This is a genomic window from Streptomyces sp. NPDC088747, assembly GCF_044751025.1.
Classification (GTDB): Bacteria; Actinomycetota; Actinomycetes; order Streptomycetales; family Streptomycetaceae; genus Streptomyces.
Window position 1 is genome coordinate 697,495 of record NZ_JBIVKZ010000001.1, and the last position, 21,484, is coordinate 718,978.

At 70.5% G+C, this 21,484-nt stretch carries 20 protein-coding genes; 10 read left to right on the plus strand and 10 right to left on the minus strand.

Annotated elements, in window-relative coordinates; translation table 11 throughout:
* Positions 1-37: 37 nt before the first annotated feature.
* The 3 genes from ACIP79_RS03480 to ACIP79_RS03490 form a co-directional block, all read right to left on the minus strand.
* Positions 38-1,273 carry a cytochrome P450 gene (locus tag ACIP79_RS03480; protein WP_401218694.1) on the minus strand — a complete coding sequence of 412 codons (1,236 nt, stop codon included), beginning with the start codon at positions 1,271-1,273 and terminating at the stop codon, positions 38-40.
* Positions 1,274-1,350: 77 nt separating this feature from the next.
* Positions 1,351-2,274: an aromatic prenyltransferase gene (locus ACIP79_RS03485; RefSeq protein ID WP_383685296.1), complete on the minus strand. Its 924-nt coding sequence runs from the start codon at positions 2,272-2,274 to the stop codon at positions 1,351-1,353.
* 258 nt (positions 2,275-2,532) lie between these two features.
* Positions 2,533-3,528: a class I SAM-dependent methyltransferase gene (locus tag ACIP79_RS03490; RefSeq protein ID WP_401218699.1), complete on the minus strand. Its 996-nt coding sequence runs from the start codon at positions 3,526-3,528 to the stop codon at positions 2,533-2,535.
* A 758-nt stretch (positions 3,529-4,286) separates the two neighbouring features.
* Between ACIP79_RS03490 and ACIP79_RS03495 the strand changes: the two genes are divergently transcribed.
* Positions 4,287-5,516 (plus strand): phosphodiester glycosidase family protein, encoded by a 1,230-nt coding sequence (locus ACIP79_RS03495; RefSeq protein ID WP_401218702.1) that lies wholly within the window; start codon positions 4,287-4,289, stop codon positions 5,514-5,516.
* A gap of 31 nt (positions 5,517-5,547) precedes the next feature.
* On the opposite strand, the gene ACIP79_RS03500 is transcribed toward ACIP79_RS03495, so the two are convergent.
* The 6 genes from ACIP79_RS03500 to ACIP79_RS03525 form a co-directional block, all read right to left on the minus strand.
* A complete protein-coding gene (locus ACIP79_RS03500; RefSeq protein WP_383686961.1) occupies positions 5,548-5,742 on the minus strand; it encodes a hypothetical protein in 195 nt (64 codons plus the stop codon).
* Positions 5,743-5,888: 146 nt separating this feature from the next.
* Positions 5,889-6,743, minus strand: coding sequence for a phosphatidylinositol-specific phospholipase C/glycerophosphodiester phosphodiesterase family protein (locus ACIP79_RS03505; RefSeq protein ID WP_401218706.1), 855 nt, complete (start codon positions 6,741-6,743; stop codon positions 5,889-5,891).
* 266 nt (positions 6,744-7,009) lie between these two features.
* Positions 7,010-8,095 carry an acyl-CoA dehydrogenase family protein gene (locus ACIP79_RS03510; protein ID WP_401218709.1) on the minus strand — a complete coding sequence of 362 codons (1,086 nt, stop codon included), beginning with the start codon at positions 8,093-8,095 and terminating at the stop codon, positions 7,010-7,012.
* Positions 8,092-9,273 carry an acyl-CoA dehydrogenase family protein gene (locus ACIP79_RS03515; RefSeq protein WP_401218711.1) on the minus strand — a complete coding sequence of 394 codons (1,182 nt, stop codon included), beginning with the start codon at positions 9,271-9,273 and terminating at the stop codon, positions 8,092-8,094. The genes ACIP79_RS03510 and ACIP79_RS03515 overlap by 4 nt, the downstream gene beginning before the upstream one ends.
* On the minus strand, positions 9,270-10,247 hold the full coding sequence (locus ACIP79_RS03520; protein ID WP_401218713.1) for an NADPH:quinone oxidoreductase family protein: 978 nt from the start codon (positions 10,245-10,247) through the stop codon (positions 9,270-9,272). The genes ACIP79_RS03515 and ACIP79_RS03520 overlap by 4 nt, the downstream gene beginning before the upstream one ends.
* An 86-nt stretch (positions 10,248-10,333) precedes the next feature.
* Positions 10,334-10,993 (minus strand): helix-turn-helix domain-containing protein, encoded by a 660-nt coding sequence (locus ACIP79_RS03525; protein ID WP_401218716.1) that lies wholly within the window; start codon positions 10,991-10,993, stop codon positions 10,334-10,336.
* A gap of 77 nt (positions 10,994-11,070) precedes the next feature.
* Here ACIP79_RS03525 and ACIP79_RS03530 point away from each other — a divergent pair, with 77 nt between their 5' ends.
* The 8 genes from ACIP79_RS03530 (at position 11,071) to ACIP79_RS03565 (ending at position 19,402) form a co-directional block, all read left to right on the plus strand.
* Complete coding sequence (locus tag ACIP79_RS03530) at positions 11,071-12,006, plus strand: NAD(P)/FAD-dependent oxidoreductase (protein WP_401218719.1); 936 nt, start codon at positions 11,071-11,073, stop codon at positions 12,004-12,006.
* Positions 12,007-12,101: 95 nt separating this feature from the next.
* Positions 12,102-13,640 (plus strand): ATP-dependent DNA ligase, encoded by a 1,539-nt coding sequence (locus tag ACIP79_RS03535; RefSeq protein WP_401218721.1) that lies wholly within the window; start codon positions 12,102-12,104, stop codon positions 13,638-13,640.
* Positions 13,637-14,104, plus strand: coding sequence for an NUDIX domain-containing protein (locus ACIP79_RS03540; RefSeq protein ID WP_401218724.1), 468 nt, complete (start codon positions 13,637-13,639; stop codon positions 14,102-14,104). Before ACIP79_RS03535 ends, ACIP79_RS03540 begins: the two co-directional genes overlap by 4 nt.
* 98 nt (positions 14,105-14,202) lie before the next feature.
* The gene (locus ACIP79_RS03545) at positions 14,203-15,588 is read left to right on the plus strand and encodes an NADP-dependent succinic semialdehyde dehydrogenase (protein WP_401218727.1); all 1,386 of its coding nucleotides are present in this window, start codon (positions 14,203-14,205) and stop codon (positions 15,586-15,588) included.
* A 25-nt stretch (positions 15,589-15,613) separates the two neighbouring features.
* Positions 15,614-15,853: a DUF6213 family protein gene (locus ACIP79_RS03550; protein ID WP_266468554.1), complete on the plus strand. Its 240-nt coding sequence runs from the start codon at positions 15,614-15,616 to the stop codon at positions 15,851-15,853.
* Between the two features lie 735 nt (positions 15,854-16,588).
* Entirely contained in the window at positions 16,589-17,653 is a 1,065-nt protein-coding gene (locus tag ACIP79_RS03555) for a type III polyketide synthase (protein WP_401218731.1), read from the plus strand.
* A 5-nt stretch (positions 17,654-17,658) separates the two neighbouring features.
* Positions 17,659-18,873 (plus strand): cytochrome P450, encoded by a 1,215-nt coding sequence (locus tag ACIP79_RS03560; protein ID WP_401219234.1) that lies wholly within the window; start codon positions 17,659-17,661, stop codon positions 18,871-18,873.
* A gap of 7 nt (positions 18,874-18,880) precedes the next feature.
* Positions 18,881-19,402 (plus strand): cupin domain-containing protein, encoded by a 522-nt coding sequence (locus ACIP79_RS03565; protein WP_401218733.1) that lies wholly within the window; start codon positions 18,881-18,883, stop codon positions 19,400-19,402.
* A gap of 9 nt (positions 19,403-19,411) precedes the next feature.
* Here the strand turns inward: ACIP79_RS03565 and ACIP79_RS03570 are convergent, their stop codons facing one another.
* Positions 19,412-20,638 (minus strand): acyl-CoA dehydrogenase family protein, encoded by a 1,227-nt coding sequence (locus ACIP79_RS03570; RefSeq protein WP_401218736.1) that lies wholly within the window; start codon positions 20,636-20,638, stop codon positions 19,412-19,414.
* 169 nt (positions 20,639-20,807) lie between these two features.
* On the opposite strand from ACIP79_RS03570, the gene ACIP79_RS03575 reads away from it, so the two are divergent.
* Positions 20,808-21,452 (plus strand): TetR family transcriptional regulator, encoded by a 645-nt coding sequence (locus ACIP79_RS03575; protein ID WP_383689591.1) that lies wholly within the window; start codon positions 20,808-20,810, stop codon positions 21,450-21,452.
* The last annotated feature ends 32 nt before the right edge of the window (positions 21,453-21,484 follow it).

A 21,484-nucleotide genomic window follows, 5' to 3' on the forward strand; every position in this document is an offset into this window, starting at 1 on the left:
CGTTCCGCGCGCGACGCGCGAAGCGGGTGAACTCCGGTTACCGCGGCTGGGGAGTCATGAGAAGCCGGCGAGGGTGCAGCGTGGTCTCCGGCGCCGTGCGGACCTTGCGGTCGGGGTCGGTCTCCAGAGTCCACTTCTGCATCACCGACTCCAGGATCACCTCGAGCTGCCGCCAGGCGAACGTCTCCCCGATGCATCCCTTCGATCCGATGCCGAAGGGAATGTAGGAGGCGTCGACATTGCCGAGAGTGATGGAGAGCCACCGGTCGGGATCGAATCTGCTCGGATCCGCAAAACGCTCGGGGTCCCGGTGCAGCAGATACGAACTGAACACCAGGTTCGTTCCCGCGGGGAGCGCGTGGTCGCCGAGCACGACATCCGAGAGTGCCTGGCGACACGAGATCCATATCGGCGGATAGAGCCGCAGGACCTCCATCAGGAAGCGCCGGGTGTAACCGGACGCGTCATGGTCGTCCACGGCGCTTCCACTGAGTCCCCGCGCCATGTCATTGGCGAGCAGTTTCTCCACCAGCGGATCCGTGGAGACCAGGTACAGCGCCCACGACATGACGGAAGCCGTGGTGACCGTGGCAGCGGTCAGCATCATGACGGCCTCTTCGCACACTTCCTGTGCCGTCAGGAGGGAGTTTCCCTGGGCGTCGGAGTCCGAGAGGAGTGTCGAGAGGTACCCGGCCCTCGTTTCGGGGGAATCCAGAAGCTCGGCGATGCACACCGTGAGCAGATCCGCGAATTCCCTGCGCGCCTGTGACAGGCGTTTTCCGCCGCCCGGCCGCGCCGCTCGGGCCGCCGCCTTCCCGTAGAGCGGCTTCCTGATCATCTCCCAGGCCAGCCGGGAGAGGCTCTCGCTCAGCGCTTCCGACGTCTGCGACGGCAGACCGGTCATGAGTGTCTGCACGACGATCGAGCAGGTTATCCGGCACATCTCGGACTGGATGTCCACGGATTGACCGGCGCGCCACGCCGATGTGAAGCCGTTGGAGATTTCCCGCATGTCCGGAACGTATTCGGCCACCTGTGTCGACCGCACATAGGGATTCGCCAGGCGCCGGTAGTGCCGGTGCATGATCTCGTCCTCGGAGAAGAGGCCGACCCTGCTGAGGGTCCTGGCCTTCCGGAAGAGCTCACCTTTTCCGTAGTTCTTGCTCTCGCTCACCAGGATGGCGCGTACCAGGACCGGGTCCCGGACGAAGACCGCGTCGACGCCGTCCACCATCAGGTGGCGAAGCGCACGGCCGCGTAAGAGGTCCTCCATCCGACTGAACCGGAACTCGGGAATGTCCCGTGTGTCCGGATCTCCCGAATGTGCGGCTGCCGGATTGACACGATTCATTACATCGACTCCTTGTCACGAGCTGCGATGTAAGCGGCGTTCAACCGGCTGCGGGAGCGCCAGCGGTAGTAGGACTGGAGTTTGTAGTACTCCTCGCCGCTGGACGTCACGGCGGCGTACACCATCTTGGGCTCGCCGACGCCGTACTGAACGTTCTTTACGAAGTGCTCGACCTTGGTTCCCAGCCGGGCGAAGAAGTCCATCGGGTCGTCCGTCTTAACGCCGTAGGAGATTCGCTCGATCTCCATGGAGTCCCAGTTCAGGGTGGTGTAGATCCCGAACGAGTTCTCGCAGAAGTTGAACATCTCCTCGCTCGGTTCCGGCAGTCCGATGTCGCGGTGCATCGCCAGGACGGTTTCCCGCTCGAAGCACTTCGCGGGCGCCGCGAAGTACACGTTCATCGTTCGGCTGCGGTAGTCGATCCCGATCACGTCCGCTTTCTCGGCCAGGCCGTAGCGGGTGAAGAACTCGCCGTTCCCGGCCAGGCTCGGCGGCATCGACTTCAGACTCGTCAGCCGCGACAGGCTCTCCTGCTGCCCCGCCGGAAAATACAGCCAGATCTTCTTGAATCCGGAGAGGACTCCGAGGTCGACGCCGTAGCTGTCGATGGAACAGAGCCCCTGGATGTCCGCGAGCAGACTGCCGACGGGGTGGTCCGTCTTCGCGATCAGGCCCTCGGACAGGGCCACGGCGTACGGGTCGATCTCCTTGGGAAGAGTGAAACGAGCGTCGAAATCTCCTTCGTGCCGCGCGTTGGTGGCCACCCTGAAGGCGATGACCGCCTGCGGAAGCGCCTCCTCGAAAGCGGTGAGGACGGGCCAGACGGCCTCGCGTGAAGCGGTCACGTCCAGCAGATCGGCCGATCTCTCGATGGCTGAGTAGACACTCGCCACATCGACGGCGACATCGGTTGTACCCGGCATGGGCTGCTCCAGTGGATTGGTTCCGGTGGGCTTTGCTCACATCCGGCTCTCGCACGGCGGACTCGACGGACACCCGAAAGGGCGCCGAGGGGATGCGTCGACGTCGGCGTAGGACCGGAAGGTCGACAGCGGCGGCCGTGTCCTCAGGCTCGCCGGAGCGTTGCGCGGATCCTCGTACTCGGCGAAGTGCCGTACGGGGCAGGTTCGTTCACCCCGTCGTTCGTCCCGCTGTCCGCTACGCGGCCGATGATCGCCCGCTCACCGGGCGATCATGACGGTGGCGGGCGGCGCGGCGTGGAACGAGACGGTCGTGAAGCCGCCCTTGACGAGCCAGTCGTGGTAGTCGGACCGCCGCCAGGTGCCCCCCTGCTTGCTCTTGAGCAGCATCTCCGCGGCGAAGAGGAGCGGGAGAGGGGGACCACCGCGGTCGTCGTCGACGACGTAGTCGCAGACCACGAGGGCGCCGCCGGGCTTGAGTGCCTCGCGGAAGCGGGCGAAGACCGCGACGTTCTCCTCCGGCGACTCCTGGTGGGCGATGTGGGAGTACAAGGCGATGTCGTACTTCGCCTTGCCGAAGTCGGTGGTGTGGAAGTCCCCGGCGATGGTGGTGAACCGGTCGGCCACCCCGCGCTCCGCCAGCAGGCGGCGGGCGATCACGTTGATGGGCTCCCAGTCGAGCTGGGTCGCGCGGGCCTGCGGGTTGGCCGCCAGCCAGATGCCGGAGTAGACACCCGAACCACCGCCCACGTCGAGGATGGACACGGCACCGGCCTCGGCCAGTCCGAGCACCTCGGCGGCCGTCTCGGCGGCGGAGACGGACTGCGCGGCGATGGCCGGAACGATCTCCTCCCAGTGCGGGTTGTCGGCCAGTTCGCTCGCCGCGTCGCGCACCGGTCCCCCGGCCCGGACCACGTCCGGCAGGGCGGACAGGCCGGCCATGTGCTTCAGCTTCAGGATGGCGAAGCGGCCGAGGGAGGCGGGTCTGTCGTCGACCAGGTAGAGGGACGCCTCGGGGGTGTTGCGGTATCGGCCTTCGTGCAGCGCGACCAGTCCCACGCTGAGGAGGCCGTCCAGAAGTGTCTGCGCGCCCCGCTCCGCGATCCCGGCGCGCTCGGCCAGCTCAGCGGCGGTCCCCACCCCGTTCTCCAGATGGGTGAAGAGTGAGTGACTGGCCGCGGCGCCGACGACACCGGTGGCCCAGTAACCGTTGATCAACCGTAGTACGCCGTCCGGAGCCGGCTGTTCGCTCGTCATGCTGTTCCTCCTGTACTTCGGGGGACCTCGAAGGGGCCCGGATCGCGCGACGCGAGGCGTCCACGACTCTCCGGGCCTGGCTGGTGCTGTGTTCCGCGCGCGTCGAAGCGCTTCTCGGTGAGAGGAGTCGGGATGACGCGCGAAAAGCCCGCATCGGGGCCGGGACCGGTGTGGTCCGGCTCGAATACGGGCTGAGGACGGGTCGTGGGCAAGCGCTGTCCGCGGATGGCGACCCTGGCGTTCCGACGAGTTGGGACGGCCGCGCCGGACACGTCCGGACGCGCCGGAACCGTGTACGTCCGCCGGAGACGATCATGGCCGCGCGGCATGTACAGGGCTGTCAGCAGGCTTTTGTCGCCGCGGAGTTCGGAGTGCCGCGTGGCGACGGCGGTGGGATGCGCCGGCCGGATCGGGGGACGAGCCCTGACTCCTGGTCGGCCGGGGCTCGGAGTCGACTCAAGCTTCGACGGAAGTTCTCTACTGCCTTGCTGCATTTTCGGGCAGGAGTGACTTGGGCAAAGCGTGACACAGGCGGGGCCACGCACCAACAAGAGCCGAGAGTGACCTACGTCACTCTGTAAGCGGTTGCCCGAAGGGCGCGTTGCGCGGGCGTCGGCTCCCGCTCGGGGAAGCACCCGAAGGAGTGCGTTTTCTGATCCGTTCCCGAGTGGTCGGCGGACATCCACTGCCCCGGCCACCTGCTGTCTGATGAACTCCCCTGAGGTTCTCCGACAGTTGACGAGACATCAGGGGGCACGGTGACACGTCGTAACGGACGTTTCAGAGCTGTACTGACGGTGGCCGCGGCATGCGGCGCGCTGGCCGGGACCGCCCTGGTGGGGGCGGCACCGGCGAGCGGTGCGCCCGCGGGCGTCCGGATCGCGGCCGGCGTCCGGTACACGGAGCTGGACATCCCGGCCGCGAGCGGTACGGCGCACGCGCATGTGCTGACCGTCGACCTGCGCGACCCCAAGGTGCGGGTCGACCTCCTCCACCCCGGAGCCGTCGCGTCCCGGGCCCCCGTCTCACAGTTGGCCGGCGCCCGGGGCGCCGTCGCGGGCGTGAACGGCGACTTCTTCAACATCACGGAGGAGCAGCACCCCGGGGTCGCGGCGACCGGCGCCAGTGTGGGGCCGGCGATCGCGAGCGGGCACACCTTGAAGGCCGCGGTACCCGACGGCCAGCGATTCGGACCGGCGCTGCCGCCGGGGACGAGCACCCAGGACGTACTGGGCGTGGGCGTCGACCGCAGGGCCCGGCTGGACGGCCTGGCGCTGGACGGCTACGTCCGCAGCCACGAGGGGAAGTGGCCGCTCGGCGGGCTCAACCAGTACGCGCTGCCGGTGGGTTCGATCGGCGCGTTCACCTCGGACTGGGGCAGCGTCTCCCGGCTCCGCGCCACCTGCGGTACGGACACCGACCGGGCCGCGCCCTGCAGCACGGACACCTACGAGGTGGCGGTCAGCAAGGGGCGGGTCGTGTCGAGGTCCGACACCCCCGGCAGCGGGCCGATCGCCGCCGGCACGACCGTCCTGGTGGGCCGCGAGGCGGGCGCCCAGCAGTTGCGGAAGCTGTCGGAGAGACTGCCGGTCCGGGTGGGGCACCGTCTGGTGGCGAGGTCCTCCGGGGTTCCCTACCGTTTCGCGGTCGGCGGTTATCCGGTGCTCGACGACGGCCTGCCGCTGCCGGGTCTCGACAACAGGACCTCGGCCGTACGGACCGCCGTGGGCGTCGCGGACGGCGGGCGGCGTCTGCTGCTCCTCGCCCTGGACGGCGCCCCCCAGTACCGAACCGGCCTCACCATCGCCGAAGTCGCCTCCACGATGCAGCAGTTGGGCTCCGAGGACGCCTTCAGCCTGGACGGCGGCGGCTCCACCACCATGGTCGCCGAGCGGCCCGGGACCAGCGCCGTCGGTGTCGTGAACCACCCCAGCGGCGGCGCCGAACGCCCGGTACCGAACGGCATCGGAGTCTTCTCGGCCCCGTGACCCACCGGCGGTGAGGGCGCGTTGGGCGCCCTCAGGGCTTGAGGCTGCTCACGACGTTCGCCGTCGCCGTAACCCCCTCGTGAATGGTGGGCGCCACGTTCGAGCTCGCCAGATAGAACCCGAGCAGCACACAGACCACGGCGTGCGAGAGCTTCAGCGCGCCGTTGCGCACGAAGACCACCGCGAGGATCAGGAGCAGTACCACCACAGAGATGGAAATGGCCATCGTCAACCTCCTCCGCCACGTCGACACCGCGGCTTTCGGGCGCAAGTGTCGCGTAGCGGAGGGTTCGTCCGTGCGGCTGACGTGTACTCCGAACGTGTGGTGTCCGCGATCGGCTCAGCGGACGTTCGTGCGGGTGCCGCCGTCGGCTAGTGGGCGTCGAGGAACGCCTGGAGACCCGCGAGGTCGTCGGTGTTGAAGTAGTCGACGTCGGCGGCGAGGAGTTCGCTCCACAGGGCGTCACGGGCCGGGCCCGCCAGATCGGGCGTCGCCCAGAACCGCACCTTCTGCCGACGGGAGTGCGCGGCGGCGATGATCGCGCGCAGCTTCTCGCGCTCGGCGGCCGGGAAGGGGCCGTTGCCCAGCCAGGTGAAGTTGAGCGTCCAGTTGTCGCTGATCAGCGGCACGAAGGAGGCGGGCGCCGCGCTGCCGAGGTCGGCGAGCCGGCCGTCATAGAAGGCGCGCCGCACGCTCTGGGCCTCCATGGGGACGCGGGCGGCACGGTCACCGGAGATCACGGCCGTGACCGCGCCGGGGCGCACGCGGCCGTGCGCGTAGGTGGTGAAGAGGTGCTTGTAGCGGCGCAGGTGGCGGTCGAGTTCGAGGTACGTCGAGGAGCCCTCGGTCTTGATGTCGATCAGCAGTTGCAGAGGCGTGTGGTGACCCCGGTACACCGAGCCGTGGTTGGCCTTCACACGGGCGGCGAGGGGATCGAGGTAGAGGGACTCGATGGTGCGGGACGGGTCGAAATCCACGGGGTCGTGGGCGACGAGGAGTTGGTCCCCGACGAGGTAGATGTCGACCTCGACGCTGCCGAAGCGGTGGTCGAGGGCGTCGAGGAGGGGGCGCGGGTGGTCGTAGTCGTTGTGCGCGTGTGCGCGCCACAGTGGGCGCGGACGGTGTTTCCGGTCGCCCGCGAACGCGGAGGTGGCGGGCAGCGCGACGGTGCCCGCGAGGGCGGCGCCAAGGGTGGTGAGGGCTCTGCGGCGGGTGGTGAGGGCCATGTCTGCCTCCCTGGAAGTGGCGTAAGGACCACGAGGTCCCCTGGTCGAGCGAAGTCGGACTGGGGAGAGTATGCGATCCTCCGGCACCCAAGAGGCGGTCCCGTTAAGGGAGTTGGCTGGACTGCCGCCGTTCGTTCACCTCGTCGGCCCTGCGTTCAGGTGGGCGACGCACGACGGGCACGGGCGTGTCGGGGCAGGACAGCGCGAAGGCCCGCCCCCGGGAAGTGACTTCCCGGGGGCGGGCCTGCTCGGAGTCGACGCTCGGGTCAGGGGGCCTGGAGGTTCACCAGTTCGGCCAGCGCCTCGCGGTGGGCTCCCGCCGTGCCGTAGGCGAGGGAGTCCGCCTTGGCGCGTTTGAGGTACAGGTGGGCGGGGTGCTCCCAGGTCATACCGATACCGCCGTGCAGTTGGACGGTCTCCTCGGCGGCGTGGACGGCGACCGGCGCGGCGTACGAGGCCGCGAGGGCGACCGCCACGTCGGCGTCCTCGCTGCCGGTTGCCAGCGCGTCGGCGGCGTTTCGGGCGGCGGCGCGGGTGTGCACGACTTCCAGCCACAGCTGGGCGAGCCGGTGCTTGAGCGCCTGGAAGCCGCCGACGGGCCGGTTGAACTGCTTGCGGTCCTTGAGGTAGCGGACCGTCTCGGTCAAGCACCAGTCGGCCAGCCCGAGTTGCTCGGAGGCGAGGAGGCCGGCGCCGGCCCGCAGGCCCCGTCGTACGGCCGGCCCTGCGGCGCCCAGTCGGCGGGCCGGCGCCCCGTCGAAGACGACCGTGGCGACCGGCCTGGTGAGATCCAGGGAGACCTGGGGCGTGACGGTGACCGCGTCGGCGTCCACCGCGTACAGCTCCCCGTCCGTCGCCGGAACCAGCAGGACATCCGCCGCCGACGCGTCGGCGACACCGGTCAACTCTCCGTGCAGGGCGCCGTCTTCGTACCGTACGGACTTGTAGGCGCCGCCCGGTGCCACGGACAGGGCGACGGTGAGCGCGCCCACCGTCCGTCCGGACGCCAGTGCGCTCAGCAGCTTCGCGGCCTCCTCGCCCTCGCAGGCGAGCAGTGCCTCCGTGGCGACGACGGCGCTCGTCAGATAGGGCACCGGGGCGACCGCTCGGCCCAACTCCTCCAGGACCACGGCGACTTCGCGGTGTGTGGCACCCTGGCCGCCCTGCGACTCGGGTACCAGGAGACCGGCGAGGCCCATGCCCTCGGAGAGCGCCTTCCACAGTTCGCGGTCGTGCGGCGCGTCCGACTCGGTGCGCACGATGACGCCCGCCGCGTCGCAGTGGTCGGCGAGCAGGTCGCGGAGGGCGGACCGCAGCGCCTCTTCCTCCTCCGAGTACAGCAGGTCGCTCATCGCGCCAGATCCTTCCATGCGACGTCCTTGTCGGTGCGCGGTTCGGAGGGCAGGCCGAGTACGCGTTCGGCCACGATGTTCAGCAGGACCTCGCTGGTTCCGCCCTCGATGCTGTTGCCCTTGGAACGGAGGTAGCGGTATCCGGCGTCACGGCCCGTGAAGTCGACCAGCTCCGGCCTGCGCATCGTCCAGTCGTCGTACAACAGGCCCTCCTCACCGAGGAGTTCGACCTCCAGGCCGCTGATCTCCTGGTTGAGGCGGGCGAAGGCGAGCTTCAGTCCGGAACCCTCGGGGCCCGGCTGGCCCGCGACGAGCTGCTGGCGCACCCGCTCGCCGGTGAGCCGGGCGACCTCGGCCTCGACCCACAGCTTCAGCAGCCGCTGGTGGAGGTCGTGGGTGCGCAGTTCGGGGCGCTCGCGCCAGGTCCTGGAGACCGGGCCGATCATGCCGCCCTCGCGCGGGATGCGCATGCCGCCGATGGAGACCCGCTCGTTCATCAGCGTGGTCTGCGCGACCCGCCAGCCGTCGCCGATCTCGCCGAGGCGGTGCGCGTCGGGGATGCGCACGTCGGTGAGGAAGACCTCGTTGAACTCGGCCTCGCCGGTGATCTGGCGCAGGGGCCGCACCTCGACGCCGGGGTCGGTCATGTCACAGACGAAGTACGTGATGCCGCGGTGCTTGGGCGCGTCCGGGTCGGTGCGGGCGATGAGGATCGCCCAGCGGGCCACGTGGGCGCTGGACGTCCACACCTTCTGCCCGTTGACCACCCAGGTGTCGCCGTCGCGTACGGCGCGGGTGCCGAGCGCGGCGAGGTCGGACCCGGCGCCGGGCTCACTGAAGAGCTGGCACCAGACCTCCTCCCCCACCCAGAGCGGGCGCAGGAACCGCCTCTTCTGCTCCTCCGTGCCGAACCCGAGGATCGTCGGGGCGGCCATGCCGAGGCCGATACCGATGCGGCGGGGGTCGTTGTCGGGCGCGCCCGCGGCCTCCAACTCGGCGTCCACCACGGCCTGGAGGGTGCGCGGGGCGCCGAGTCCGCCGAGCCCCTCGGGGTAGTGCACCCAGGCGAGTCCGGCGTCGAAGCGGGCCTTCAGGAAGTCCGTCCGGTCCGTCGTGCGGGGCGGGTGCGCGGCCAGCAACTCCTGTGTGAGGCGGCGCAGTTCGGTGGCGTCCGTCATGCCGATGCTCCGTTCCCGGGCGTGGGGACCACGACGACGCGGCCCGTCGTGACACCGTCGGCGACCCGCTGCACGGCCGCCGCGGCACCTTCGAGCGGCACGCGCTCGCTGACCAGAGGCTTGATCGCGCCTCGCGCGGCCAGGTCGGTGAGCTGCTCGTGGCAGTGCTGGACCAGCTTGGGGTTCTTGGTGTTGTAGAGGCCCCAATGGAGGCCGAGGATCGAGTAGTTCTTCACGAGGGCGTGGTTCAGGGCCGCGCTGGGGATGGTCCCGCTCGCGAAGCCCACGACGACGATCCGGCCCTCGAAGGCGACGACCTTGGTCGACTGGGTGTACGCGTCACCGCCCACCGGGTCGTAGATCACGTCGGCGCCCCGGCCACCGGTCGCCTCCTTCACGGCCCCGATGACGTTCTCCGTCCGCCGGTCGACGACGACGTCACAGCCCAGCTCGCGGGCGACGGCGGCCTTGTCGGCGCCGCCCACGACGCCGATGACCGTGGCGCCCGCGGCCTTGCCGAGCTGCACGGCGGCGCTGCCGACACCTCCGGCCGCCGCGTGCACGAGGAGGGTCTCGCCCGCCTCGATGCCCGCGCGCCGGTGCAGGGCGAACCAGCCCGTCTGGTAGCCGATGTGCAGGGCCGCCGCCTCGGCGTCGTCGAGGGAGTCGGGCGCGGCCAGCAGGGCTCCGGCGTCCGCGACGGCGTACTCGGCGAAACCGCCGTACGGCAGCGCGGGGTTGGCGAGCACGCGCCTGCCGTCCTGCGTCTCACCGCAGATCTCCGCACCGGGCGTGAACGGCAGCGGCGGCTTCACCTGGTAGAGACCGCGGCACATCAGCGCGTCCGGGAAGTTGATGTTCGCCGCGCGCACCCTGAGCAGGACCTGCCCCTCGCCGGGCACCGGCCGCTCCAGGTCGTCGAGGCGCATCACCTCACCCGGCTCACCGTTCTGGTGCACTTGCCATGCCTGCATGCGGGGCCTCCACGGGACTGCTTCGTCTGACCGGGCTCCATCGCATACTAAGCGGTCGCTTGCCGATCAGGGAACAGTCACGCGTGTCACGACCGGGTGGGCCGCGCCCTGACGTGCATCCGCTCGCCCTGCGGACCGAACAGGCTCAGGAACTCCGCGGGCCCCTCGCCCGTAGACCCGAACCAGTGCGGAACCCGGGTGTCGAACTCCGCGGCCTCCCCCGGGCCCAGCACCACGTCGTGCTCGCCGAGAACCAACCGCAGCCGCCCGGCCAGCACGTACAGCCATTCGTAACCTTCGTGGGTCCGCGGTTCGGGCTCCATCCGGCGCACGGGTTCGAGCACCTTGTAGGCCTGGAGCCCGCCGGGCTGCCGGGTGAGCGGCCAGTACGTACGGCCGTGCATGGAGATCGGCTTCGCCCGTACCCGCGGGTCGTCGACGGGCGGCGCTCCGACCAGCTCGTCCAGCGCCACCTGGTGGGCGCGGGCGATGGGCAGCAGCAGCTCCAGACTGGGCCTGCGCAGCCCCGACTCCAGGCGCGACAGCGTACTCACCGAGATACCGGTCACCTCGGACAGGCCGGCGAGCGTCGCCCCCCGCTCCTTGCGGATCCGCCGCAGCCGCGGCCCGACCTCGGCCAGCACCTCGTCCGTCGCCGAGTCGCCGCCCGCCTCCGCCCCGCTCGAATCGCCACCGCTCACGTTGCCGTCACCCACATCACCGTCGCTCGCATCGGTATCGCTCATCCTCATATTGCAGAATCGGCAAAGCCAATTGTCAATCCTGCCCTCTCCGAGGGACCTTCTCCATGGAGGTGGTCACCATGACCGAGAGGTACGAAGCGATCGTCATCGGCGGCGGCGCGGCAGGGCTGTCGGCCGCGCTGGTCCTGGGGCGCGCCCGGCGCTCCACCCTGGTCGTCGACGCGGGCGAGCCGCGCAACGCGCCCGCCGCGCACATGCAGGGCTATCTGACCCGGGACGGCATGTCACCCGTGGAGTTCCTCGCCGAGGGACGGCGGGAGATCGAGGCCTACGGCGTGGAGCTGGTCCGGGACCGCGCGGTGGACGTGGTCCGCGACGGTGCCGGGGAGTTCGACGTGACCCTGGCCGGGGGGCGCACCGCGCACGCGCGGCGGCTGGTCCTCGCCACCGGTCTGGCGGACGAGCTGCCGTCGGTTCCCGGCGTCGCCGAGCGGTTCGGCCGGGATGTCGTGCACTGCCCGTACTGCCACGGCTGGGAGGTGCGCGACCAGACGTTCGGCGTGCTGGCCACGACCCCCCTGAGCGTGCACCAGGCGCTGATCGTCAGCCAGTGGTCGAAGGACGTGACGCTGTTCCTGCACACGGTCGCCGAGTCCGAGCTGACCGATGACGACCTGCGCCGGCTCGCCACGGCCGGGGTCGCCGTCGTACCCGGCGAGGTCGCGGAGCTCGTCGTCCAGGACGACCGGCTCACGGGGGTGCGGCTCGTGGACGGCACGGTCCACGAGCGTGCCGTGGTCTTCGTCGCGCCCCGCGCGGTGCCGCGCAACGGTCTGCTGGAGCGCCTGGGAGCCGAGCTGAAGGAGACCCCCTTCGGCGCGTATCCCGTGGTCGACGAGACCGGGCAGACGACCGTGCCCGGCGTCTGGGCGGCCGGCAACGCGATGGGGTTCGCGGAGCAGGTGATCAACGCTGCCGGCGGCGGATACCGGGCGGGCGCCACGATCAACGCGGACCTGCTCTTCACGGACCTCGACGCGGCCACGCGGACGTAGGACACCCGCCGGGGCGAACACGGACAGAGCCGTACGGACGCAGGCCGCGCACCCGCGCAGGTGTAGAGCGCCCGACTCCGTAGCACCATGGCTGCATGCTGTTGAGCCGGCTCGCCCAAGTGTCCCAGGAGGTCGCCGCCACCTCGGCGCGGTCCCGGAAGACCGCCCTGCTCGCCGGGCTCTTCCGGGACGCCGGGCCGGACGACGTGCCGATCGTGATCCCGTATCTGGCGGGCCGCCTCCCACAGGGGCGCCTCGGCATCGGCTGGAAGATCCTCAGTACGCCCGTCTCCCCCGCCGAGGAGCCGACGCTGACCGTCCGCGAGGTGGATGCCCGGCTCACCGAGATCGGCGGTGTGTCCGGCGCCGGGTCGCAGGCCGAACGAGCGCGCCTGGTGAGCGAGTTGATGGCGGCGGCCACCGAGGACGAGCAGCGCTTCCTGTTCGGGCTCCTCACCGGCGAGGTGCGGCAGGGCGCGCTGGACGCGGTCGCGGCCGAGGGGCTCGCCCAGGCGACCGACGCGCCCGCGGCGGACGTACGACGGGCGGTGATGCTCGCCGGGTCGCTGCAGACGGTGGCGCGGGCGCTGCTCGCCGAAGGTCCGGCGGCGCTGGACGGCTTCCGGCTCACCGTCGGCCGCCCGGTGCTGCCGATGCTGGCGCACAGCGCCGCGTCGGTCTCCGAGGCGGTCGGCAAGCTCGGCGCCTGCGTGGTCGAGGAGAAGCTCGACGGCATCCGGGTACAGGTCCACCGCGACGGTGACGAGGTGCGGATCTACACCCGCACCCTCGACGACATCACCGACCGGCTGCCGGAACTGACCGCCGCCGCACTGGAGTTGAAGCCGACGGAGTTCGTCCTGGACGGCGAGGTCATCGCCCTGGACGCGGAGGGGCGGCCACGCTCCTTCCAGGAGACCGCCGGTCGGGTGGGCTCACGCGTGGACGTGGCCACGGCCGCCGCCGCCGTGCCCGTCTCCCCCGTCTTCTTCGACGCGCTGTCCATCGACGGGCGGGACCTGCTGGACCTGCCGTTCACCGAGCGGCACGAGGAGCTGGCGAGGCTGGTGCCCGAGCCGATGCGGGTGCGGCGCACGCTCGTGGCGGGCCCCGAGGATCTCGCCGCGGCGGAGGGTTTCCTCGCGGACACCCTCGCGCGCGGCCACGAGGGCGTCGTCTGCAAGGCCCTGGACGCTCCCTACAGCGCCGGCCGGCGCGGCGCGTCCTGGCTCAAGGTCAAACCCGTACACACCCTGGACCTGGTGGTGCTCGCCGCCGAGTGGGGGCACGGGCGGCGCACCGGGAAGCTGTCCAACCTGCATCTGGGCGCGCGGACCGAGGACGGGTCCTTCGTCATGCTGGGCAAGACGTTCAAGGGCATGACGGACGCCATGCTGACCTGGCAGACCGAGCACCTGAGGGAGCTGGCCGTTCAGGACGACGGGCACGTGGTGACCGTACGGCCCGAACTCGTCGTCGAGATCGCCTACGACGGTCTCCAGAGGTCCACCCGCTACCCGGCCGGCGTCACCCTCCGCTTCGCCCGCGTCCTGCGCTACCGCGAGGACAAGACCCCGGCCGAGGCCGACACGGTCGGGACCCTGCTCGCCGCGCATCCCGAGGTGACACCGTGACGACCGCCAGGCGCAGCGCGGGTCTGCTGTTGTTCCGGCGCACGGACGAGGGTTTCGAGGTGCTGCTCGGCCATATGGGCGGGCCCTTCTTCGCGCGTCGCGAGGCCGGCGCCTGGACCGTGCCCAAGGGTGAGTACGAGGCCGGTGAGGCGGCCTGGGACGCCGCGCGGCGCGAGTTCCAGGAGGAGCTGGGTCTCGCGCCGCCCGACGGCGAGGCACTGCCGCTGGGCGAGGTCAGGCAGACGAACGGCAAGATCGTCACCGCCTGGGCGGTGGAGGCGGACCTCGACCCGGCGACCGTGGTCCCGGGCACCTTCGAGATGGAGTGGCCGCCGAAGTCGGGCCGCAGACAGGAGTTCCCCGAGCTGGACCGGGTGGAGTGGCTGGCACCGGACCGGGCACGGGAGCTGATCGTGAAGGCGCAGGCGGAGTTTCTGGACCGGCTGGCGGAGCACACGGGATGAGAGCCGCCGACCGCGACGGCTCTTGAGCGAACCCTCCGCGTTGCGCCGCACCCCGCCGCGCGGGAGGGTCGAGGAACAGCGAGCTTCAGGAGGTCGGCATGCCCATCGCCACGGTGAACCCGGCGAACGGCGAGACGCTCAAGACGTACGACGCACTCGGCGCCGAGGAGATCGAGCGCAGGCTCGCGACCGCCGAGGCCGCGTTCAACACCCATCGCACCACGTCCTTCGCCGAGCGGGCGCGGCTCCTGCACCGGGCCGCCGACCTCCTGGACGCGGATCAGGACGAGATCGGCCGGGTGATGACCGTCGAGATGGGCAAGCCGGTCAGGCAGGCCCGCGCGGAGGCGGCGAAGTGCGCGAAGACGATGCACTGGTACGCCGACCACGCCGAGGAGCTCCTCGCCGACGAGGAGCCCGCCGCGTCCGACGCCAAGGACTCCGGCGCCTCCCGGGTGCTGGTGCGCTACCGCCCGCTGGGCCCGGTGCTGGCCGTCATGCCGTGGAACTTCCCGCTCTGGCAGGTCATCCGGTTCGCCGCGCCCGCCCTGATGGCCGGCAACGTGGGCCTGCTCAAGCACGCCTCGAACGTGCCGCAGACCGCCCTCTACCTGGAGGACCTCTTCCGTCGCGCGGGCTACCCCGAGGGCTGCTTCCAGACGCTGCTCGTCGGTTCCGGCGCCGTCGAGGACATCCTGCGCGACCCGCGGGTCAAGGCGGCCACCCTCACGGGGAGTGAACCGGCGGGCCGGGCGGTGGCCTCCGTCGCCGGGGACGAGATCAAGAAGACGGTGCTGGAGCTCGGCGGCAGCGACCCGTTCGTCGTCATGTCGTCCGCCGACGTCGAGCGGGCCGCCGAGACCGCGGTCACGGCCCGTGTGCAGAACAACGGGCAGTCGTGCATCGCCGCCAAGCGGTTCATCGTGCACACGGACGTGTTCGACGCCTTCGCCGAGCGGTTCACCGCGGGCATGAAGGCCCTGAAGGTCGGCGACCCGCTGGAGGAGACCACGGACGTCGGGCCGCTCTCCACCGAGCAGGGCCGCGACGACCTGGAGGAACTGGTCGACGACGCGGTCGAGGCCGGCGCGACGGTCCTGTGCGGCGGGGAGCGTCCGGAGGGGCCCGGCTGGTACTACGCGCCGACGATCCTCGCGGACATCACTCCCGAGATGCGCATCCACCAGGAGGAGGCCTTCGGCCCCGTGGCCACCCTCTACCGGGTGGCCGACCTCGACGAGGCGGTGGCCCTCGCCAACGACACGCCGTTCGGACTGAGTTCGAACGTGTGGACGCGTGACGAGGCCGAGGTGGACCGGTTCGTACGGGACCTGGAGGCGGGCGGCGTGTTCTTCAACGGGATGACGGCGTCGAACCCCGCCTTCCCGTTCGGCGGGGTGAAGCGGTCCGGCTACGGGCGTGAACTGTCGGGGCACGGAATCCGCGAGTTCTGCAACATCACCACCGTATGGCACGGAGCGTGAGCGTTCCGCGGTTACGATCCCCCCTGTGAACCGCGAAGTGACCCTGCCTCTGATCGTCGACGACCGCGGCACGTTGCAGGTGGCGGCCGCCGACGTCAGCAAACTGCTGCGCACGGTGGGCGGCCGGTGGCTGCATCTGGTGGAGGCCGGCCAGGACGGGCTCGACGAGGACACGGTGGCGGCCCTCACGATCGAACTCGCCAAGCTCGCCGACCGCATCGACGTGGCCTGCATCGCGCACAGCAGCGGGACGACGTCCGACTGACCAGCCCCCGGCCGGCGGGGCCGGCCGGGCCGTCGGCCTGCCTCCCACCGGGCGTGCCGGACCTTCACCTCGCGGCCGTGCGACAGACGGCCCCGCCGAGCGCCCCGACCTCGTCGACCTGTCCGGCGCCCGGCCCTGCCCGCACTCCCCCGTCGGTGCCTGAGGGCGGCGGTCCGCGGCGGCGCGGCTCCGCGCGAGGGGGTCCATGACACCCGCGAGCCCTGTCGTCGAAGCGCCGAGGGGCGGCACGCGGCCTCCGCTGTCATCGCCCAACAGCCGCGCCACACAGTCAAGTTGACGACCCGTGCGAGCGCGGAGTCGGGCGATGAGCCGTTGCTAACCGGCCGGGCCCGACGGTCCGACTCATGCCCGGCCTCCCGAGTCTCGTCGGCCCTTCCAGCCCCGTAGGTGCCCGGCACGGGCACCACACCCTCCGCGGCTGCCGCGAGGACGACGGCCGGCGCGGGGGCGCCGCTCGGCGGGCGGCGCCCGACGGCCCTGAGCCGGACGCGAGCCCGTCGCGTTCTCCACAGGTCGGCGGCCGTCCGGTTAGCCGGGCGCCCCTTCGGTTCCGCGGCCTCCGGGCGCCTCTGACCAGGGGCACTCGCTCAGGGGCGGGTCCCCGATCTGGAGTAATCCGACGAGATATCCGCGCACCCCCGGGTGATCGTGGGTGAACCACCCTTGCGCCGGGCGACGATCGGTTTCCCGGAAGGCGAAAGTAGGCGCTTCCTCATGGCGACTTTGTGCAGACCCGCGGTGTCGGTCCCCGAGTACGTGATCACAATGGAGGAGACGCTGGAGCTGGCACGCTCCCGTCACGCCGACCACCCTCAACTCCCGCTCGCCCTCAGGCTGATCGAGAACACCGGCGTGCTCACCCGGCACATCGTGCAGCCCATCGAGGAGACTCTGAAGCACCCGGGCTTCGAGGACCGCAACAGGGTCTACGGCAACGAGGCGAAGGCCAGGGTCCCCGCTGTCGTGCAGCGGGCGCTGGACGACGCCGAGCTCCTCACCACCGACATCGACGTGATCATCTACGTGTCATGCACCGGGTTCATGATGCCCTCGCTGACGGCCTGGCTGATCAACGCGATGGACTTCAGCAGCGACACCCGGCAGATACCCATAGCCCAGCTGGGCTGCGCGGCCGGCGGCGCCGCGGTCAACCGGGCGCACGACTTCTGCACGGCCTACCCCGAGGCCAACGCGCTGATCGTCGCCTGCGAGTTCTGCTCGCTCTGCTACCAGCCCACCGACCTCGGTGTCGGCTCGCTGCTCTGCAACGGACTGTTCGGCGACGGTATCGCCGCCGCGGTCGTCCGCGGCAAGGGCGGCACCGGCCTCAGGCTTGAGCGCAACGCCTCGTACCTGGTCCCGAAGACCGAGGACTGGATCATGTACGACGTCCGTGCCACCGGCTTCCACTTCCTGCTGGACAAGCGGGTGCCGGGCACCATGGAGCCGCTCGCTCCCGCGCTCCACAACCTCGCACGGCAGCACGGCTGGAACGCCTCCGACCTGGACTTCTACATCATCCACGCGGGCGGCCCCAGGATTCTGGACGACCTCACCAAGTACCTGGAGGTCCCGCCGGAGGCCTTCCGCTTCAGCCGGGCCACCCTCACCGAGTACGGGAACATCGCCAGTGCCGTCGTCCTGGACGCGCTGCGCCGGCTGTTCGACGAGGGCGGCGCGGAGGAGTCCGCTCGCGGAATGCTGGCGGGCTTCGGCCCCGGTATCACCGCCGAGATGTCGCTGGGCCGCTGGACCAACGCAACCAACGAGACGACGTGACCTGGATGACCGAGAAGGTGATCACCGAGGCCCTGCCTCCCGTCCGGCACTGGCCGGCGCTCAACCTGACCGGGGTGGACTTCGACCCGGTCCTGACCGAGCTGATGCGCGAGGGCCCGGTCACCCGCATCCAGCTGCCCAACGGTGACGGCTGGGCGTGGCTGGTGACGCGGTACGACGACGTCCGGATGGTGACGAACGACGCCCGCTTCAGCCGTGAGGCGGTCATGGGGCGGCAGGTCACCCGGCTCGCCCCGCACTTCATCCCCTCCCCGGGAGCGGTGGGATTCCTCGACCCGCCCGACCACACGCGGTTGCGCCGCTCGGTGGCCGCCGCCTTCACGGCACGCGGGGTTGAGCGGCTGCGCGACAGCGCCCGGCGGATGCTCGACGAACTCGTCGACGAGATGCTCGAAACCGGTCCGCCGGCCGACCTGACCGAGACGGTCCTGGGCCCGTTCCCCATCGCCGTCATCTGCGAGCTGATGGGTGTCCCGGCCGCCGACCGGCACCTCATGCACACCTGGACCCAGCTGATCCTGTCCTCCTCGCACGGCGCCGACGTCAGCGAGAAGGCCAAGAACGAGATGGGCGCGTACTTCGCGGAACTCGTCGGCGAGCGCGCCGGCAGCACCGGCGAGGACGTCGGTTCGCTGCTCGGCGCGGCCGTGGGCCGGAACGAGATCACTCTGGACGAGGCCGTCGGCCTCGCGGTGCTCCTCCAGATCGGCGGCGAGGCGGTCACCAACAACAGCGGGCAGATGCTCTACATCCTGCTGACCCGCCCCCAGCTTGCCGAACAGCTCCGTGCCGATCCGGCGATCCGCTCGCAGGCCATCGACGAGCTGCTCCGCTACATCCCGCACCGCAGCGCCGTCGGCCTCTCCCGGATCGCCCTGGAGGACGTCGACATCAAGGGCGTACGGATCCGGGAGGGCGACGCGGTGTACGTGTCGTACCTGGCCGCCAACCGTGACCCGAAGGTCTTCCCGGACCCGGACACGATCGACTTCTCGCGCAACCCGAACCCGCACGTGTCGTTCGGCTTCGGCCCGCACTACTGCCCCGGCGGGATGCTCGCCAGGCTGGAGTCCGAGCTGATCGTCGACGCGCTGCTCGACCGGGTGCCGGGGCTGCGGCTCGCGGTGCCGCCGGAACAGGTTCCCTTCAGGAAGGGCGCGCTGATCCGTGGTCCCGAGGCCCTGCCCGTGACGTGGTGAACGGCGGATGACGGCGCCCGAGGGCCTGCTCGTGCCGCCGGGTCACGGTCGGGTCGTGCAGACACCCGCTCAGCACGTGACGTTCAAGGTCACGGGCTCGCACTCGCGGATGGCGTCCACCTTCGAGGTGGTGGTTCCTCCGGGCTTCGACGTGGGCGCTCATGTGCACACGCGCAGCGAGGAGTTGTTCTACGTCCTCGAAGGCGAGCTGGACGTCCTCGCCTTCGAGCCGCGGATCCGTACACCCGACAACTGGCAGCGGTGGGAGTCGAGTTCGGGCACCCGCGTGGTGCGGGCGACCCCGGGTACGGTCATCGTCGTACCTCCGGGATGCCCGCACGCGTTCGCCAACCCCACCGAGACGCCCGCGAAGATGTTCTTCCAGGCGTCTCCGCCGCCGGACCACGAGCGGTACTTCGAGGAGCTGCTGGAGATCCTCGGCGCCGGCGGCCCACCGGACCGCACGGCGATCGAGGAACTCCGGGCGAGGTACGACATCGAGCAGCTGACACCGCTGAAGCACCGCTGAGGGGGTCCGCTAGCGGATCGGCACCCCCGACAGGGTGCGGGCGATCACCAGGCGCTGGATCTCGCTGGTGCCCTCGAAGATCGTGTAGATCGCGGCGTCGCGGTGCATGCGCTCGACCGGGTACTCCCGGGTGTAGCCGTTGCCGCCGAGGATCTGGATGGCCTGTCCGGTGACCTTCTTCGCGGTCTCGCTGGCGAACAGCTTCGACATGGAGCCCTCGGCGGCGGTGAACGGCTTGCCGTTGACCGCCATCCAGGACGCGCGCCACACCAGCAGACGCGACGCGTCGATCGCCGTACGCATGTCGGCGAGCTGGAAGGCGACGCCCTGGTTGTCGATGATCGGGCGGCCGAACTGCTCGCGCGTGGTGGCGTATTCGAGGGCGACCTCGTACGCGGCCCGCGCGGTGCCCACCGCCATGGCGCCGACCGCCGGGCGGGACGCCTCGAACGTGGCCATCGCCGCGTTCTTCACCCGCTCGCCGCCTGACTTGGCGCGCTCACGGGCGCGGGCCAGACGCTCGTCCAGCTTCTCCTTGCCGCCGAGCAGGCAGGAACCGGGCACGCGGGCGTTCTCCAGGACGACCTCGGCGGTGTGCGAGGCGCGGATGCCGTGCTTCTTGAACTTCTGTCCCTGGGACAGACCCGGGGTGCCGGCCGGGACGATGAAGGAGGCGTGCCCCTTGGAGCCGAGCTCGGAGTCCACGACCGCGACCACGACGTGGACGTTGGCTATGCCGCCGTTGGTCGCCCAGGTCTTGGTGCCGTTGAGGACCCACTCGTCCTTCGCCTCGTCATAGACGGCACGGGTACGCATGGAGGCCACGTCGGAGCCGGCGTCGGGTTCGGAGGAGCAGAAGGCCGCGACCTTGACATCGTTGGCATCGCCGTACATCTGGGGGATCCAGGTGCCGATCTGCTCCTCGGTGCCGTTGGCGAGGACGCCCACGGCGGCGAGGCCGGTGCCGACGATCGACAGGGCTATGCCCGCGTCGCCCCAGAACAGTTCCTCCATGGCCATCGGTATGCCGAGCCCGGTGGGGTCGAAGTACTGCTGCGCGTAGAAGTCCAGGGAGTAGATGCCGACCTTCGCGGCCTCCTGGATGACCGGCCACGGCGTCTCTTCACGCTCGTCCCATTCGGCGGCCGCGGGGCGGATCACATCCGCGGCGAACCCGTGGATCCAGTCCCGCACCTCCTTCTGATCGTCGTTGAGCTCCATCGTGAACTCGGCCATGACCCCTCCAGCAGTGCACTAAAGTGTTACTTGCGGTAACTGGAGTCTGTTACTCACCAGTAGGAAAAGTCAACTCCCGAGCCCTGCTCGGCAGCCCGTTCGATACACATGCGCCAGTGGGTGTTAGTTTGCGCAGGCGTCACCGAATCAGCACGGGTGGGGAGAAACCATGGACACCACACAGCGGACCGATCAGCAGAGCTCGGCCGACCGCCGTCGGCGGGAACTGCTGGAGGCCGCCGACAGAGTGGTGCTCCGTGACGGCCCAGGGGCCTCGATGAACGCCATCGCCGCCGAGGCCGGGATCACCAAGCCGATCCTCTATCGCCACTTCGGCGACAAGGGCGGACTCTACGCCGCCCTCGCCAAGCGGCACACGGACGCCCTCCTCGGTTCGCTGCGCGCCGCGCTCGACGCGCCGGCCGGGCGCCGCGAACGCGTCGAGGCCACGCTGGACACGTACTTGGCGGCCATCGAGGCGCACCCTCAGGTCTACCGGTTCCTGATGCATCCCACCGAGGGCGTCCAGCCGGGCGACCCGGGGTTCGACGTGGGCAGGCACTCCGCTCCGCTGCTGCGCCGCATGGGCGAGGAACTCGCCGAGGTCATCGAGGAGCGGGTGGACCTCGGACCCGGCAGCCAGCAGCTCGCCCGGGTGTGGGGGCACGGCATCGTCGGCATGATGCACGCGGCCGGCGACTGGTGGATGGGCGAACGACCCTGCTCCCGCGCCGAGTTGGTACGGAGCCTGGCCGACCTCCTCTGGGGCCGGCTCGCCGCCGCGGGCGACAAGGTCGGCGGACCGGGGTTCTGACGGCGGGCCGCAGCGGCGGTTCGCCCCGCACG

Excerpts from the sequence above, each read along its gene's own strand:
- ACIP79_RS03480 (WP_401218694.1), bottom strand. The coding sequence starts at position 1,273 with ATGGAGGACCTCTTACGCGGCCGTGCGCTTCGCCACCTGATGGTGGAC.
- ACIP79_RS03485 (WP_383685296.1), bottom strand. The coding sequence starts at position 2,274 with ATGCCGGGTACAACCGATGTCGCCGTCGATGTGGCGAGTGTCTACTCA.
- ACIP79_RS03490 (WP_401218699.1), bottom strand. The coding sequence starts at position 3,528 with ATGACGAGCGAACAGCCGGCTCCGGACGGCGTACTACGGTTGATCAAC.
- ACIP79_RS03500 (WP_383686961.1), bottom strand. The coding sequence starts at position 5,742 with ATGGCCATTTCCATCTCTGTGGTGGTACTGCTCCTGATCCTCGCGGTG.
- ACIP79_RS03505 (WP_401218706.1), bottom strand. The coding sequence starts at position 6,743 with ATGGCCCTCACCACCCGCCGCAGAGCCCTCACCACCCTTGGCGCCGCC.
- ACIP79_RS03510 (WP_401218709.1), bottom strand. The coding sequence starts at position 8,095 with ATGAGCGACCTGCTGTACTCGGAGGAGGAAGAGGCGCTGCGGTCCGCC.
- ACIP79_RS03515 (WP_401218711.1), bottom strand. The coding sequence starts at position 9,273 with ATGACGGACGCCACCGAACTGCGCCGCCTCACACAGGAGTTGCTGGCC.
- ACIP79_RS03520 (WP_401218713.1), bottom strand. The coding sequence starts at position 10,247 with ATGCAGGCATGGCAAGTGCACCAGAACGGTGAGCCGGGTGAGGTGATG.
- ACIP79_RS03525 (WP_401218716.1), bottom strand. The coding sequence starts at position 10,993 with ATGAGCGATACCGATGCGAGCGACGGTGATGTGGGTGACGGCAACGTG.
- ACIP79_RS03530 (WP_401218719.1), top strand. The coding sequence starts at position 11,071 with ATGACCGAGAGGTACGAAGCGATCGTCATCGGCGGCGGCGCGGCAGGG.
- ACIP79_RS03535 (WP_401218721.1), top strand. The coding sequence starts at position 12,102 with ATGCTGTTGAGCCGGCTCGCCCAAGTGTCCCAGGAGGTCGCCGCCACC.
- ACIP79_RS03545 (WP_401218727.1), top strand. The coding sequence starts at position 14,203 with ATGCCCATCGCCACGGTGAACCCGGCGAACGGCGAGACGCTCAAGACG.
- ACIP79_RS03555 (WP_401218731.1), top strand. The coding sequence starts at position 16,589 with ATGGCGACTTTGTGCAGACCCGCGGTGTCGGTCCCCGAGTACGTGATC.
- ACIP79_RS03560 (WP_401219234.1), top strand. The coding sequence starts at position 17,659 with ATGACCGAGAAGGTGATCACCGAGGCCCTGCCTCCCGTCCGGCACTGG.
- ACIP79_RS03565 (WP_401218733.1), top strand. The coding sequence starts at position 18,881 with ATGACGGCGCCCGAGGGCCTGCTCGTGCCGCCGGGTCACGGTCGGGTC.
- ACIP79_RS03570 (WP_401218736.1), bottom strand. The coding sequence starts at position 20,638 with ATGGCCGAGTTCACGATGGAGCTCAACGACGATCAGAAGGAGGTGCGG.
- ACIP79_RS03575 (WP_383689591.1), top strand. The coding sequence starts at position 20,808 with ATGGACACCACACAGCGGACCGATCAGCAGAGCTCGGCCGACCGCCGT.